At 68.8% G+C, this 14,841-nt stretch carries 15 protein-coding genes; 4 read left to right on the top strand and 11 right to left on the bottom strand.

Annotated features, from left to right (window positions below; translation table 11 throughout):
- Positions 1-24 precede the first annotated feature (24 nt).
- A complete protein-coding gene (locus tag OG876_RS16285; RefSeq protein ID WP_328525707.1) occupies positions 25-912 on the top strand; it encodes a LysR family transcriptional regulator in 888 nt (295 codons plus the stop codon).
- A complete protein-coding gene (locus tag OG876_RS16280) occupies positions 912-1,835 on the top strand; it encodes a cation diffusion facilitator family transporter (protein WP_328525706.1) in 924 nt (307 codons plus the stop codon). The genes OG876_RS16285 and OG876_RS16280 overlap by 1 nt, the downstream gene beginning before the upstream one ends.
- Here OG876_RS16280 and OG876_RS16275 read toward each other — a convergent pair.
- The gene (locus tag OG876_RS16275; protein WP_328525705.1) at positions 1,826-2,008 is read right to left on the bottom strand and encodes a DUF3099 domain-containing protein; all 183 of its coding nucleotides are present in this window, start codon (positions 2,006-2,008) and stop codon (positions 1,826-1,828) included. The two genes, OG876_RS16280 and OG876_RS16275, sit on opposite strands and share 10 nt — an antisense overlap.
- A 1-nt stretch (position 2,009) precedes the next feature.
- A complete protein-coding gene (locus tag OG876_RS16270; RefSeq protein ID WP_328525704.1) occupies positions 2,010-2,459 on the bottom strand; it encodes a MarR family winged helix-turn-helix transcriptional regulator in 450 nt (149 codons plus the stop codon).
- A 123-nt stretch (positions 2,460-2,582) separates the two neighbouring features.
- Between OG876_RS16270 and OG876_RS16265 the strand changes: the two genes are divergently transcribed.
- Positions 2,583-3,773, top strand: a complete 1,191-nt coding sequence (locus OG876_RS16265; RefSeq protein ID WP_328525703.1) for an MFS transporter — start codon at positions 2,583-2,585, stop codon at positions 3,771-3,773.
- Here OG876_RS16265 and OG876_RS16260 read toward each other — a convergent pair.
- The 5 genes from OG876_RS16260 to OG876_RS16240 form a co-directional block, all read right to left on the bottom strand.
- On the bottom strand, positions 3,763-5,883 hold the full coding sequence (locus OG876_RS16260) for a hypothetical protein (protein WP_328525702.1): 2,121 nt from the start codon (positions 5,881-5,883) through the stop codon (positions 3,763-3,765). The genes OG876_RS16265 and OG876_RS16260 overlap by 11 nt on opposite strands.
- A 91-nt stretch (positions 5,884-5,974) precedes the next feature.
- Complete coding sequence (locus tag OG876_RS16255; RefSeq protein ID WP_328525701.1) at positions 5,975-7,090, bottom strand: dienelactone hydrolase family protein; 1,116 nt, start codon at positions 7,088-7,090, stop codon at positions 5,975-5,977.
- Between the two features lie 12 nt (positions 7,091-7,102).
- Positions 7,103-8,233, bottom strand: a complete 1,131-nt coding sequence (locus tag OG876_RS16250; RefSeq protein ID WP_328525700.1) for a hypothetical protein — start codon at positions 8,231-8,233, stop codon at positions 7,103-7,105.
- A gap of 182 nt (positions 8,234-8,415) precedes the next feature.
- Positions 8,416-9,129 carry a class F sortase gene (locus OG876_RS16245; RefSeq protein ID WP_328525699.1) on the bottom strand — a complete coding sequence of 238 codons (714 nt, stop codon included), beginning with the start codon at positions 9,127-9,129 and terminating at the stop codon, positions 8,416-8,418.
- 1 nt (position 9,130) lies between these two features.
- Positions 9,131-10,084 (bottom strand): hypothetical protein, encoded by a 954-nt coding sequence (locus OG876_RS16240; RefSeq protein ID WP_328525698.1) that lies wholly within the window; start codon positions 10,082-10,084, stop codon positions 9,131-9,133.
- Positions 10,085-10,323: 239 nt separating this feature from the next.
- Here OG876_RS16240 and OG876_RS16235 point away from each other — a divergent pair, with 239 nt between their 5' ends.
- Positions 10,324-11,031 (top strand): TetR/AcrR family transcriptional regulator C-terminal domain-containing protein, encoded by a 708-nt coding sequence (locus OG876_RS16235; RefSeq protein WP_328525697.1) that lies wholly within the window; start codon positions 10,324-10,326, stop codon positions 11,029-11,031.
- Here OG876_RS16235 and OG876_RS16230 read toward each other — a convergent pair.
- Genes OG876_RS16230 through OG876_RS16215 form a run of 4 tightly spaced genes read right to left on the bottom strand, consistent with a single transcriptional unit; the run spans position 11,028 to position 14,824 of the window.
- Positions 11,028-11,405 (bottom strand): hypothetical protein, encoded by a 378-nt coding sequence (locus OG876_RS16230; RefSeq protein WP_328525696.1) that lies wholly within the window; start codon positions 11,403-11,405, stop codon positions 11,028-11,030. The two genes, OG876_RS16235 and OG876_RS16230, sit on opposite strands and share 4 nt — an antisense overlap.
- Positions 11,406-11,437: 32 nt before the next feature.
- The gene (locus OG876_RS16225) at positions 11,438-12,748 is read right to left on the bottom strand and encodes a dihydrolipoamide acetyltransferase family protein (RefSeq protein WP_328525695.1); all 1,311 of its coding nucleotides are present in this window, start codon (positions 12,746-12,748) and stop codon (positions 11,438-11,440) included.
- Positions 12,745-13,731 carry an alpha-ketoacid dehydrogenase subunit beta gene (locus tag OG876_RS16220; protein WP_328525694.1) on the bottom strand — a complete coding sequence of 329 codons (987 nt, stop codon included), beginning with the start codon at positions 13,729-13,731 and terminating at the stop codon, positions 12,745-12,747. The genes OG876_RS16225 and OG876_RS16220 overlap by 4 nt, the downstream gene beginning before the upstream one ends.
- A 4-nt stretch (positions 13,732-13,735) precedes the next feature.
- Positions 13,736-14,824, bottom strand: coding sequence for a thiamine pyrophosphate-dependent dehydrogenase E1 component subunit alpha (locus OG876_RS16215; protein ID WP_328525693.1), 1,089 nt, complete (start codon positions 14,822-14,824; stop codon positions 13,736-13,738).
- Positions 14,825-14,841 lie beyond the last annotated feature (17 nt).

The following is a 14,841-nucleotide window of genomic DNA, read 5'->3' as shown; positions in this document are numbered from 1 at the left end:
TCACCGATGTCATAAACTCAGGTCATGACAACATTGCGGCAGCTCGAATACCTCGTGACCGTGGTCGACCAGGGGTCGTTCACCAAGGCCGCCGAGCTGCTGCACGTGACGCAGCCGGCACTGTCACACCAGATCCGCACCCTGGAGCGCTCGGCCGGTGGGCCGCTACTCGAGCGGCTCCCCCGCAACGTCCGGCTCACCCCGACCGGCCGCGCGATGCTGCCCCACGCCCGCGCCGCGCTCGCCGACGCGGACCGGGCCCGCTGCGCCGCGCGCCAAGCGGCCGGGCTGGAGGTCGGCGAGCTCCAGATCGCGACCCTCTACTCGATCACCTTGGGCGTGCTCCCGAAGGCACTGCGAAGCTGGCGACAGGCCTACCCGGACGTCGGCATCCGGCTGTTCGAGCACCGGCACACCGACGAGCTCGTCGAGGCCATGAACGCCGGCCAGGCCGATCTCGCCGTCGGCCCCGAGCCGGCCGGATGGACCGGCGTCACCCGCACGCTCGGGACCGAGGAGCTCGTCGTGGTGGTCGCGGCCGACGACCCCGCGGCCGTCGGCGACACCGTCAGCATGAAGGACCTGGCCGACCGCGCCTGGGTCCATTACACCCCGGGCCACGGACTGGCCGACGTCCTCGATCTCGCTTGTGCACAAGCGGGTTTCGAACCGCACGTCGCCGTTCGGACCGAGCAGACGGCCGCCGCACCGGCCCTCGCCGCCGCGGGCCTCGGTCCGGCGCTGGTCCCCGACAACATCCTGCCCAAGGACTTCGACGGTCACGTCCTGCACCCGGAACCACGCGTCTGCCGCACGCTCACGGCGTACACGCGGGGTGAGCCCGACCCGCTCGCCGCGGCGTTCATCGACGTCCTGGTTTGGAGCAGCGGGGCCGCGGGCACGCGGAGTTGATGGCAGAAGAATCCGACAGCACAGTCCTTCTGGCCGGCGCGGCCAACCTCGCGATCGCGATCGCGAAGGTCGTCGCCGGCCTGCTGTCGGGGTCGACCGCACTCCTGGCCGAGGCGGCTCACTCGGTCGCCGACACGCTCAACCAGGTGTTCCTGCTGACCGCACTCCACCGCAGCCGCAAACCGGCCGATGCGCGGCACCCGTTCGGCTACGGGATGGAGCGGTACTTCTGGTCCCTGCTCGCCGCGGTCGGGATCCTCGTGCTCGGCGCCGGTTTCTCGATCGCCGAAGGCCTCCGCTCGCTGTTCGCTCCCGAGCCGATCGCGGCGCTCGCGGTGATCTACTCGGTGCTGGCGGTCTCGTTCGTGTTCGAGGGGACGTCCTGGCTCCGCGCGATCACCCAGGTACGGCGGGAGGCCCACGAGCACCGCGTACCTTTCCTGACCCACCTGAAGAACGCGGAACCAGCCGTCAAGACGGTGGCCTTCGAGGACTCGGCCGCCCTGATCGGACTGTTGATCGCGGCGATCGGCGTGACCCTGGCCGTCGTCACCGGACAGCACTTCTGGGACGGTACGGCGTCGATCGCGATCGGCCTGCTCCTGATCGTCGTCGCCTTCACGCTCGGCCGGGACAACAAGACCATGCTGATCGGACGGGCGCTACCGGACGACGTCCAGCAGGAGATCCGCGGCATCATCAGCGGCACGCCAGGTATCGAACGTGTCCTGGAGCTGCTCAGCCTGCGATTGGCGCCGGACCGGGTCCTGGTGGTGGCGACCGTCGACCTCGCCGACATGCGGACCACCGGCTCCGCGATCGAGCAACTGGCCGAGCAGGTCGACACCGACGTACGGCGTCAGTTCCCGATGGTCCGGCACCTCTATCTGGACCCCACCCCGGGAGAACTGGCTCAGTCCTGACCCCAGTTGGCCACGATGACCGCGATCGGCGGCAGCACGGCCGCGACCGCGCTCATCCCGATCGCCACCGGCACCGAGAAGAAGCGCACGACGAACCAGGCCAGGCCGATCAGCACCAGGCAACTGCCCATCAACCAGATGTAGAGCTTCCGATTGTCGTACCGGCGGGCCATCTCAGACCTTCATCGTCAGCCTGTCCAGCGCATCGACCAGCGGAGCCAGCTCGGGCAGCTCCGCGGCCTTCTCCAGGGCGGCCGTGAGGACGGCGTCATGCGTGGGCTGGGCCTGGTCGAGCAGGTCGCGACCGGCCTTGGTGACCTCGGTGTAGATGCCGCGGCGGTCGGTCGGGCACAGGTACCGCTGCAGGAGCTTGCGGTCCTCCAGCCGGTTCACCAGCCGGGTGGTCGCGGACTGGCTCAGCACGACCGCGTTGGACAGCTGGTTCATCCGCAGGTGGTAGTCGTCCTGCCGCGCCAGCACGTCGAGCACGCTGTACTCACTCACGGACAGGCCGTGCTGCTTCTGCAGCGCGCGCTCCAGCTCGTCCTCGATCCGGGCATGCAGAGCGGCCAGGGTCCGCCACCCCTGCGCCCGCGCCTCCGCGGCGTCGTCCGGTAGGCCCACGAGTCCTCCACTTGAACTTCACGATTGCATGCGCAATCATAGCGCTTGCGCAATAGCCCGCGTGTGCAACTATCGCACACGCCGGTAACAGTCATAAGACTACATTCGAGGAGATCACCAGTCATGCCTGCGGCTCTGCTCGCGCTCGCCATCGGTGCGTTCGGGATCGGCACGACCGAGTTCGTCATCATGGGCCTGCTGCCCGAGGTCGCGACGGACTTCGGGGTCAGCATCCCGTCCGCCGGCCTGCTCATCTCCGGCTACGCGCTGGGTGTCGTGGTCGGCGCTCCACTGCTCACCGCGATCGGGTCCAGGGTGTCCCGCAAGACCGTGCTGATCGCGCTGATGGGCGTCTTCATCGCCGGCAACCTCGTCGCCGCGGTCGCTCCGACGTACGGCGTTCTGATGGCCGGACGGATCGTGGCTGCGCTGTCCCACGGAGCCTTCTTCGGCGTCGGCTCGGTAGTCGCGGCATCGCTGGTGCCGAAGGCCAAGCAGGCGAGTGCGATCGCGCTCATGTTCACCGGACTGACCGTGGCCAACGTGCTCGGCGTTCCGGGCGGGACCGCGCTCGGCCAGCAGTTCGGCTGGCGGTCGACGTTCTGGGCCGTGACCGCGCTCGGTGTCATCGGACTGCTCGGCATCGTGTTCCTCGTCCCTCGGCAGGACACGTCCGAGGGTCCTGGGCTGCGGAGCGAGTTGGCCGTGTTCAAGAGTGTGCAGGTGTGGTTGGCGTTGGCGATGACGGCGCTCGGGTTCGCCGGGGTGTTCGCGTCGTTCACCTACATCGCGCCGATGATGACCGAGGTCGCGGGCTTCTCGGCCGGCGCCGTGACCTGGTTGCTGGTGCTCTTCGGTGTCGGTCTCGTCATCGGCAACCTGGTCGGCGGCAAGGCGGCGGACCGGTCGCTGATGCCGAGTCTCTCCGTGATCCTCGCGCTGCTGGCCGCCGTACTGGTCGTGTTCGTCTTCACCGCGCACGGCAAGGTGCCGTCCGCGGTCACGATCGCCGTGTTCGGCGCGGCCGGGTTCGCGACCGTCGCGCCGCTGCAGAAGCGCGTGATGGACAAGGCCAAGGGCGCTCCGGCGCTGGCGTCCGCGGCCAACATCGCCGCCTTCAACCTGGGCAACGCGATCGGCGCGTACCTCGGCGGGCTGACGATCCAGCACGGCCTCGGATACACCGCGCCCAACTGGGTCGGCGCCGCGCTCGCCGTTTCCGGCCTGATGGTCGCCCTGATCAGCGGCCTGCTGGATCGTCGGCGTACCGCCGCTCCTCTCTCAACTCTGTTGCCTGAAGCAATCAGAACGTGATCTCGACCCGGGTCCCGGCGGGAACACCGGGATGCCGCAACCACAGCACACCGGCCTCGGCGTCGTACCGCAGGTCGGTGACGTCGGCGCCGTCAGCCCGGACGGCCGCCGGCTCGGCCGGAACGCGCAGCGCTGTGGTCACCTGCACCCCGCGTGGAGCCTCACAGCCGTAGCGGATCCCGGTCTGGTCGCCTTGCCAGTCCACGACCCGGCCGGCGGAGGCCAGCAGCGGTTCCTCGTCGAAGGTCAGATCGCGGAGCCAGGTCAGCTGACCCGGGCCCAGCTCCCGCTTCCGGACGATGCCCAGTTGCGGGTCGAGCAGATCGAGGTAGCTGCCCTCGACGACCTGCGAGCCGCCGGCCTCTTCCAGCACGGCTCCGACGAGGTACGGACCGCGCTGCACCGACAGCCAGTTGGTGGACTCCCAGGTGTGGCCGCCCGCCTCGGCCAACTCGCGGATCGCCGCGACCAACTCGCCGGCGCGTTCCGGTGATTCGGTGAAGCCCGCCGGCCGGGACGGAAGGAATCGAACCCGGCCCTTGCCGATCGGCTGAACTCCGTCGCTGTCGCGGTCCGCGCCGAGCGCCTCGGCCAGGTGGTCGGCGCAGGTGTCGTAGCGGCCGGTCCACCAGGAGCGGATCTCGTGGTACGGATCGGCGCCGTCGCCGACGTACAGCAGACTGCCACCGCGGTTGACCCATCCGGCGAGTGCGTAATGGATGCCGGGCGCCAGCGGCTTCTGGAACTCGTAACTCAGGACGAGTACGTCGACATCGTCGAGTGCATCGGGAGTGTCGATCACGTTCTCCAGCTGGACCGGGCTGACCCGCTGCCCGTCGTACAGCGGTGGCAGCGCCAGACCGTAGAAGTCGGAGAAGTGCAACTGCTCGCGGCCTTCGAGCGCCAGCGCGTCCTGCAGGCCGTCGTAGTGTCCACTCTCGCCACCGGGTGACCAGCGCTGGAACATGGCGGTGTCCGAGAGCGCGATCCCGATCCGCGGTCCGTCGTTGGCCCAGCGGACCTCAGGCTGGTCCAGGTCGCGCAGGCTGTTCATGGCGATCAGGTAGCTGGTGGCGGTGTCCGGCGGGATGGGCTGCCGTTCGGTGGATCCTTCGCGCAGGTAGGGGCGGTTGAAGATCCGGTTGGGCCACGGCGCGACCTCGTACCGCGAGACACCCGGGTGCAGCAGCGAGGCGACGAGGGTGCGCTGGTAGTTGGCCAGGTAGTCCTCCCAGGTGCGGTCCGGGTGGTCCTCGATCGGGTCGTGAAGGAACCACATCCGACGGTCGGTGCCACGGGTGAGGTCCTGGGCGATGCCGTACTCCAGGTACGCCGTCTCGAACGTGCGCTCGGCGACCTTTCCGGCGTACACGTTCGGCGTGCGGGAGGTTCCGGTCCACACCTGCGCGATGGCACCGTCGATGGAGGGCAGGGTCCGGAGGCGTGATTCGGGGCTGATGATCTGCCACTGGGTGTAGTTCAGGAGGCTGTGCGTCGGGACGTAGAAGCGCACCTGGCGGCCCTGCTGGAGGGCTGCGTCCCGCAGCACGGAGGTGACCCGGTCGAGGCTGCGGGAGAGCAGGTGCTGCTTGAGCTGCCCGGAACGGAAATGCGCTTCGGCGGTGCTGTGCGGGGCCTGCCACGGCTCACCGAAGAAGGCCTGCCACTCCCGCTTGAACGACTCCGAATAGCCTGCGCGGGCCCAGAACTCCGGCTCTTCCAGGTGGATGCCTTCGACACCGAGCTCGATGATCGGGCGGAGTTTCTGCACCAGGTACTCGGTGAAGCTGAACGTCGGGACCATGTACGGGATGTCGGTGCTCTGACCGTGCAGGATCGGCGATCCGTCGCCCGCGGTCTGCGCGTCGGCCCAGTGGTCGGAGCCGTCCCACCGTCCGTCCAGATAGTCCTGATAGGTGCCCCAGGAGATGCCGGTCATCAGGTGGACGCGATAACCGGCCTCGCGCCAGCGGGCGATCCGCTCCGGCGTCGTGTCGTTGAGGCCGTAGACCATCACGAAATCGGTCCGCAGGTCGATCGATTCGTCGTACGGCGCCTGCTCCTGGAAGCCGGTCGACTCGGCGTGCTTGTCGGCGTTGCTGTTCGTCATACGCCCTTCCCGTTCCCTCGACTGCCGTCAACCCTGGCCGGTCCGGTACGCCGAGCGCCAGTGTGGCGTCAGGAACCGGCCACCAGACCGCTCACAAGGCCTCCCGCAACCAACTGAACGCCGCGTCCTGCATCGCGAGATCGAACTTGTGCGGGCCCTCGAAGAACTGACCGGTGTACGACGCCACGGAGCCGGCCGCCTCATAATGCGCCGCGATCCGGTCGTGTGCGGCGGTGGCTCCATCCAGGGGAAACAGCTCGTCCTGCCGGTTGTACTGCACCAGCAGCGAGGCCGGCGCCTGACAGGCCGCGACATCCGGCCAGTCGACCTCGGCGGGCAACATCCGCGGCATCAGCATCCAGGTGTGGCTGACGACGTTCCGGTCGAGCAGCGAGTTGTACGTGCCCATCATCCCGGCCACCACGGCGGCGGTCAGCTCGCTGCTCGTTGCCCGCAGCAACGCGGACCGGCACCCACCGCCGGACAGGCCGATGCTCGCGGTCCGGTCGGTGGTGTCGTCGCGGCCGCGCAGGTAGGCGAGCGCGATCCGGTCCTCCCGGGTGACGACCGCGGCGAACGTCGTACCGAGGAGGGTGCAGTACTTCTCGACGAGGTGTTCGTGATGACCTGCGGCGGTGTTGTACGCGGCGGTTGCCCGCAGATCGTCGCCGTCCTCCGGCACCTCGAGATCCACACCCGACGTGATCTGCGGCGGCATGTCCTCCAGCGGGAACCGGCGGCTCCCCCAGGCGAGGACGTCCGGCACGAGGACGACGTACCCCTGCGCGGCCAGGTCATTGGCGAAGGCCCGGCCCTCGTACAGTCCGTCTCGCAGTGCCCTGACCGCGGCGGACGGTGGTTGATCGGTGTCGGCGATCTTCTCCTTGCCGTAGTACTTGAAGCCGTCGTGGCCGTGCAGCGCGAGTACGCCCGGAAGCGGTCCGGTGGCGTCGGCCGGCTTCAGCACGTAGGCGTGCGTCCGTGGGCCGAATCCGACCGAGTACGAGAGCTCCTCACCGATCAGCCCGCCGGCCGTCCAGCGCCGCTCGACCTCGACATCTGACGGACCGTCGGCGGCACCGGCGGTCGAGACCATCCGCCGGACGACATCGCGGACCTGATCGCTCGCCGGCAGGCTCGCCGCGCGGGCCGCCGGCGCGCTCGCATGCTCGATCCAGTCGCTGTAGACACCCAGGTGTTCAGACATCCCCGAAGACTGTCACGAGCGCCTATAGAAGGCACTGACAGCGTGGAAGGACTTCTTCGGTTGCCAGCGGTACGGCGAGGCCGGATCCGCATCGTGGTCGCGCAGGACCTTGCAGAGGCTGAAGGCGGCCATGTCCTCGTCATGGGGCCGGTCGTGCGGGCGGTGCGGCGCGTCGGGTGAGATGAAGGTGTACGGCGACGCGCCGAGGAACCCCTCGGCGGTGAAGACGCCGAGCATGTTCACGAGGTGGTCGGCCTGCTCCTGCTCGTCGCGGACGTACTGCGGCGGGATCACCGGCACATCGCCGGTGTAGTCGACGATGTCCCACCCCATGCCGCCCAGCTCGGCCGCGCCGGTGAATGTGCAGCACCCGAACTCCAGAATCAGGATCGGCTTGCCCCAGCGACGGAACGGCGCCAGCTCTTGGGTGTGACCGGCGCGGTCGGTGTGGTACGAGTAGTAGTCCAATCCGACGAGATCGAACAGGGACCAGTCCACCCGCTCCAGGTCGGACGCGGCGCCGTACGTGATCCGGCCCTTGAAGTTGCTGCGGGCAACCTTCACCATCCGGGCGGTGAAGGCGCGGAACTTCCGCTGCAGCTCGGCCATGTCGAACTCGCCCTTGGTCAGGTACTCGACCCGCTCGAAGAACGTCGCGCCAGGGACGATGCCCGGCGTGAACAGCATGAACTCGCACCCGATCACCAGGATCACCTCCTGGTCGTAGCGGCGCCGCAACCGCTCGGCCTCGACCGCGACCTTGCGCAGCTTCTCCAGTTCGTCGGCCTGCGGTTCGTCGAACGACCGCGGCTGGATCGACACCGTCAGCCCCTGTTCCAGTGCGGCGGTCGCAGTGTCGGTGAGGCGGCGTACGTCGCTGCCGTAGATGCTGACCCAGTTCGCGTGCAGCCGGTGGCGGATCGCCTGGATCTCGCCGCGCATGATGCTGTTCCGCCACAGCATCCGGCTGTCGTCGCCGACGAACCCGGTCCCGGTGTCGTAGGCGACCCCCTTGAGCTCGAGCTTGGGTCGAACGGCGGCGGTTGCGGTCGCAGTCGTGGTGATGCCGGTTGTGGTCGCGAACAGGCCGAGGGCGGCCGCGCGGCGGAGGAACTGGGCCCGGTTGATACGCGACGCGGTCATAGCGTCGAGTTTTCGCCGGTACCCCGCTCAGGTCGTCGTACCGAGGTCCACAGCGTCATGACTTTGGTCGCATGACACAGCCATGACCCGTCACCGATGTGCCCCTGTCAAGCGCTTGCACCACTCGCCGCGGCAGGACGACTCTTCTCAGTCATGGTGGCCGGTCCACGGGGACCGGCCACCTACTTCTTGGGGGTCGCGATGACTACGGCGTTGCTGAGATACGCCGTACCGTCCCAGTCCTCGCAGGTGACGAGAACGAGCCGGCCTGGGACGGTCTGGTCGAAGATACGGGCAGCCTGCTTGGCCAGCGCCTTCTTGCGATAGACGGTCACCGACGCGACCACGTAGTTGATGGTGCTCCGCCCGGTGGTCACCGCGACCGCGTCCCCGGCGGTCAGCCGATCCAGGTCGTCGAAGGCCCCACCACCGGTATGCACCGTGTGCCCCGTGATAACCGCCGACCCTTTGGCCGCGCCGGGCCGAGCACCGTCGGACCACCAACCGACGAGCAGTGGATTCGATGGCGGTATCAACGTGCCACCGCGGGCGCGGATCCCGAGCACGCGGGCAGAGACACCGAGACTGGGCACAGACACCTTGACCGGGTCCGCAGGCTTGAGCCGTCCGGTACTCCGGACCTCCGGCGGTGGCGTGCTCTGTCGAGGACTCTCAATCTGCGTCGACGGCTTCCCAGGCACGGCGGACGTCGTACCCGGCGTGGGGCTGGACGCGGAAGGCCGGCCGACGGTCACCGGTTGGCGCGCGTCGTCAGCTTTGCCGCCGGTGAACTGCAGGAATCCACCAACGAGCAGAAGTGCGGCGCCGGCCGCCAGAGCCGCGATCGTCAACCATGACGACCGAGCGCGACCCTGGCGGCGGCGCTGCGCGGACATGTCAGGCAGAGTGCTGCCCGCGGATCCGCCGTGACTTCAGGACACCAGCCAGGACGAGCACGCCGCCGACCATGAGCAGCGCGAGCCCCCAGGCACTCTGGTGCCCGGTGATCGCCGAGGTGAGCTTGAGCCCACCCGACTGACCGGCATCAATGTCGGTCGGAACCCCGACCGGAGTCTCCGACGGCGAGGCCGACGCAGACGGCGTGTCACTCGGGGTCGCGGACGGGGTCTCGCTCGGCGTCTCGGAAGGCGTTTCGCTCGGGGTCTCCGACGGCGTCTCGGAAGGTGTCTCCGAAGGCGTCTCGCTGGGGGTTTCCGACGGCGTCTCGCTCGGCGTCTCGGAAGGCGTTTCGCTTGGCGTCTCCGACGGCGTCTCGGAAGGAGTCTCCGACGGCGTCTCGCTCGGGGTCTCCGACGGCGTCTCGCTCGGCGTCTCCGACGGGGTCTCGGACGGCGTCGGCGTGGGGGTCACCTTCTTGACGCAGAAGGTGACATGGCTGATGCCGTAGTACTTGTCGTTGTTCGAGTTCACCGGCGGGTGCAGGCTGGTGTCCTCGGTCTTCCCGGCCGGCTGGTAGTTGTAGTAGTTCGCCGCCGGACCGCCCTTGACCAGTACGGCGAGCACAACGCCGCCCGTGGCGGTGAAGTCGACCACCTGACCGCCGGTCTGGTCACCGGGGTGATCCGGGTCGTCCGCCTGCAGGATGCGCTCGGTCCACGTCACAGTCACGCCGTCCGCGGTGTCCGAACCCGGCGTCGGCGGGTCGAACTTGATCTGGGTCGAGCCCGGGATCACGTTCTCGCACGTCGGGTTGCCGTCGATGATGTCGCCGCTCGCCGACGCGGACGGAGCCAGCGCAAGCGTGACGCCGCCGAGCGCGAGCGCCAGCGCGCCGACGCTGCTGAGCAGCGGGACCGCGCGGGACCGCTTCGAGCGCACGCGCGCGTCCATCGATGTGTCGTTCACAAGTCTTCCCCACCCCATGGTCCGAGGCCGATCGGATTGACCGGCCTGCGCCGACGCATCCGCCCCCATGACCGAGCACGCCTCACGTACTCGAGCCTGCCCCCGCGACGCTCGACCACGGCATTCTCGGGGCGCTGGGGTGCCATACGCAAGCCGACCAGGCCCGACACTCCGCTGAATCAGTGTTTCTTAACGAAGAACAGTGTTTCGCTATGCTCTCGCGGGTGAGGCGCGAGGCGGATCAGAAGACGGTGCTCGGGTCGGTGTGGTTGCGGGACGAGCCGGAGCCGACGCGCTCGCGGCTGAGTCGGGGCGACATCGTGCGTACGGCGATCAAGGTGCTGGACCGAGTAGGTCTGGACGCGTTCTCGATGCGGGTGATGGCCGCCGAGCTCGGGACGGCCGCGACCTCGGCCCTGTACTGGCGGGTCGCGAACAAGAACGATCTGCTCGAGCTCGCCGTTGACGAAGTACTCGCGGACGCACTGGTGCCGGAGGGCGCGGGCGACTGGCGTGACCAGGTGACCGTGGTCGTCGAGGCGGCGTACCACGCGCTGTGGATGCACCCGTGGGCGTCGCAGTTGCTTCCGTCGCATGCCGGGCTCGGGCCGAACTACCAAGCGCTGACCGACCGGGTGCAGGCGATCCTGAAGTCGGCCGGGTTCAAGGGCGCGTACCTGGACTCGGCCGTGTCGGCGATCTTCCACTACCTGGTCGGGTCCGCGGTCACGGACTCGGCCTGGGCCGCGGTCGTCCGGCGCAGCGGCATGGACGAGTTCCGCTGGGCACGGGAGGCCGGCGGTGCGCTCGGAGTCGACGCGGCCAGCCTCGCGTCGTACCTGAACCGCGAGAGCCTGGCCGGACCCGAGGCCCGCTTCAGCTCGGGCCTCCGCGTCATCCTGATCGGCCTCCGCCCGCGCCAGCTCTCCTAACCCGCCGGCTTCTTGCCGGTCGAGGGCTTCTTGCGGGTCGTGGGCTTCGGCCGGAGCGATCGGGCATACGCGACGCTCACCGCGAAGTGCTCGCGCAACTCATCGGTGTTCGCCAGCAGCGCGTCGGGGACGACCACGTACTCCTTCTGCACCACGCCATGGGCGACGTTGAGCGTCGTGTCGTACCTCGTCAGGAACGCGTCACGCTCGGCCGCGGGAAGGCGCAGCGCGAGCGTGCCGTTCTCGTTCAGCATCGAGAACATGTTGCCGTTGGCCGAGGTGTACGGGAACCCGGCGCCCTTGCGCTCGACGTCCGGGAACAGTTCGACGAGCGCGTCGAACAGGGCAACCTTGTCGGCCGGAGCTTTGGCCATGCCGCCACCGTAGCGGCAATCGCGGACAACTCTTAGAGGTCCGCGAAAGCCGAGGCCGGATTCTCGAAGGCGTCCGCGACGAAGCGGAGGAAGGCGGCCGCCGTGCCGCCGTCGCACACCCGATGGTCGAAGACGAGGGACAGCTGGGTGAGTTTACGAATCGCGAGTTCACCGTTGACCACCCACGGCCGGTCGATGATCCGGCCGACGCCGAGGATCGCGACCTGCGGGTGGTTGATGATCGCCGCGCTGCCATCGACGCCGAAGCTGCCGTAGTTGTTCAGCGTGAACGTCCCACAGGCGAGTTCGTACGGCGTGAGCCGGCCGGCGCGCGCGGACTCGGTCAGCCGCCGGATCTCCTCGTCCAGAGCCCGCGTCGTCAATCGGTGCGCGTTGGCCACCGCTGGTACGACGAGACCACGGTCGGTCTGCGCGGCCAGGCCGAGGTTGACGCCGTCGTACTGCACCAGCTCTTCCCGCTCGGTGTCGACGTACCCGTTCAACTCCGGATACTTCAGCAGCCCCGCCACCACGAACCGCCCCATCAAGGCCAGCAAGCCCGGACCGCCATCGGTTGCCGAGCGCAACGACTCGCGCAGCTCGACCAGCGCGGTCGCATCCACGTCCACCCAGGTGGTCGCCTCCGGAATCTCCGCCCGGCTGCGACTCAACGTAGCCACCACAGCCTTCCGGAACGCACTCATGGGCTCCCGCCGCAACTCCGCCAAGCCGGTCCGGGAGCTCTGCGCTACGGTCACCGGCGGCACCTCCTCGATCCCCAGCCGCCGAGCGATCGCCAACTCCACGTCCCGCCGCACGATGAGACCGCCCTCACCCGACCCGGTCAGGCCCTTCAGATCCACGCCGGCATCCCGCGCGAGCCGACGTACCAACGGCGAGATGACCAACGGCACCCGCCGCGCGTCTCCGTTGCTTTCCGGAACGCTCGATGGCAGTGATGTTCCGGGAACCGTCGCCGACGGGCGGGGCTTGCGCCGACGGCCCGATGCGGACCCGGCTCCGGTGCCGTAGCCGATCAGTACGTTGCCCGAGCCGGCACGTTCCTCCCGACGGTAGGCCTCGCCCGCGCTGGGCTCGGCCGTCCGGCTCACCTCGGCGATGGTGATGAGGGGTTTGCCGACCGGGACTGTCGTGCCCGGGTCGCCGTGGAGTTCTTCGACGGTGCCGGCGTAGGGCGAGGGGAGCTCGACTATGGACTTGGCGGTCTCGACCTCGGCGATGGGGGTGTCGACGGTGATCACGTCGCCGACCTTTACCAGCCAGCGGACGATCTCGGCCTCGGTGAGGCCTTCGCCGAGGTCCGGGAGGAGGAACGTCTTCACGAGTCCTCCCACTGCAGGTCGTCGACCGCGTCGAGGATCCGGTCCACGCCGGGCAGCTGGTACTTCTCCAGCTTCGGCGGCGGATACGGGATGTCGAACCCGGTCACCCGCCGGATCGGCGCGGCCAGCGAGTGGAAGCACCGTTCGGTGACCCGGGCAACGATCTCCGACGACACGCTCGCGAACCCGCTCGCTTCGGCGACCACGACCGCCCGGCCGGTACGACGTACCGCCGCGCAGACCGTCTCGTCGTCGAACGGGACGATCGACCGCAGATCCACCACGCTCAGCTGCCGTCCCTCGGCCGCCGCGACCTCGGCCGCCTCCAGCGCGACCGGCACCGTCGGCCCGTACGCGATCAACGTCGCGTCGGCGCCCTCCCGCCGTACGACGGCGGTCCCGATGCCCGGCTGGTCCTCGGTCAGATCGACCTCTTCCTTGGCCCAGTAGAGCTTCTTCGGCTCCATGAACACGACCGGGTCGGGGAACTCGATTGCCTTGCGCAACAACGTGTACGCATCCGCGACCGTGGCCGGCGCGACCACAGTCAGGCCGGGCGTATGCGCGTAGTAGCTCTCGGACGAGTCGCAGTGGTGCTCGACGCCGCCGATCCCGCCGGCGTACGGCATCCGGATGACCATCGGCAGCGTGATCCGGCCGCGGGTCCGGTTCCGCATCTTGGCGACGTGCGAGACGATCTGCTCGAACGCCGGGTACCCGAACGCGTCGAACTGCATCTCGACCACCGGCCGCATCCCGTTCATCGCCAGCCCGACCGCCATCCCGACGATCCCGGACTCGGCCAACGGGGTGTCGAAGCAACGATCCTCGCCGAACTCCGCGGTCAGCCCGTCGGTGATCCGGAAGACACCGCCGAGCGCACCGACGTCCTCACCGAACATCAGCACGGTGTCGTCGGCCTTCATCGCGTCCCGCAGCGCCTGGTTGAGCGCCTGGGCCATGGAGATCTTCATGTGCGTCATGACCTCAGACCTCCTCTCGCGCCAGCTCGTCGCGCAGGAACGCGGCCTGCTCCCGCAGCTGCTGCGTCTGCTCGGTGTAGAGATGCGCGAACAGGTCTGCCGGGTCCACCTCAGGCTCCGGCATCAGCCCGTCGCGAAGCTGGTCCGCGACCTCAGCCGCCGCACCCTCCGCCCGCTCCCGGACCGCATCATCGAGCAGCCCTTGCGCCGCGAGGTAAGTCTCGAGCCGCTTGATCGGATCGCGGTCCAGCCACGGCGTGACCTCGGCGTCCTCGCGGTAGCGGGTCGCGTCATCGGCGTTCGTATGCGCCTGCACACGGTAGGTGTGTGCCTCGACGAGCTGCGGTCCTTCCCCCGCCCGCGCCTTCTCCACGGCCTGTCCGAGTACAGCGAGCAGCCCGGCCAGATCGTTGCCATCGGCCCGCTCGCCGGGGACGCCGTACCCGATGCCCTTGTGAGCCAGCGACGGCGCGACGCTCTGCTTGGCGAGCGGTACCGAGATCGCGTACTCGTTGTTCTGGATGAAGAAGACGACCGGCGCGTGGAAGACGGCGGCGAAGTTCAGCGCCTCGTGGAAGTCGCCCTCGCTGGTCCCGCCGTCGCCACAGAGCGCCATCACCACGGTGTCCTCACCCTTCAGCCGCGCCGCGTGCGCGACACCGACCGCGTGGGTGAGCTGAGTCGCGAGCGGCGTGGACTGCGGCGCGACATTGCGCGCGTACGGGTCGTACCCGGAGTGCCAGTCGCCGCGGAGCAGCGTCAGCGTCTCGATCGGGTCGACGCCGCGACTCACGATCGAGACGGTGTCGCGGTACGTCGGGAACAGCCAGTCGCCCTCGCGCAGCACCATCGTGGCCGCGACCTGGCAGGCCTCCTGACCGTGCGACGACGGGTAGACGGCGAGCCGCCCTTGCCGGACCAGCGCACTGGCCTGGTCGTTGATCCGGCGCCCCTTGATCAACTGAACGTAACCGTCGACCAGCGCGTCCTTGGTGGGCAGCGGGTACGACGGATTGGCGTGCGGCATGCCGTCCTGGTCGATCAACCGGACGGGTTTCGCAGACGGAAGCAAACGCTCCTCGACGGTGGTCATGAACACTCCTGCGCAGG

Source organism: Kribbella sp. NBC_00359 (assembly GCF_036097425.1).
GTDB lineage: Bacteria > Actinomycetota > Actinomycetes > Propionibacteriales > Kribbellaceae > Kribbella.
Note: the sequence above shows the minus strand (reverse complement) of the source record. Positions and strands in the feature narration are given on the sequence as shown.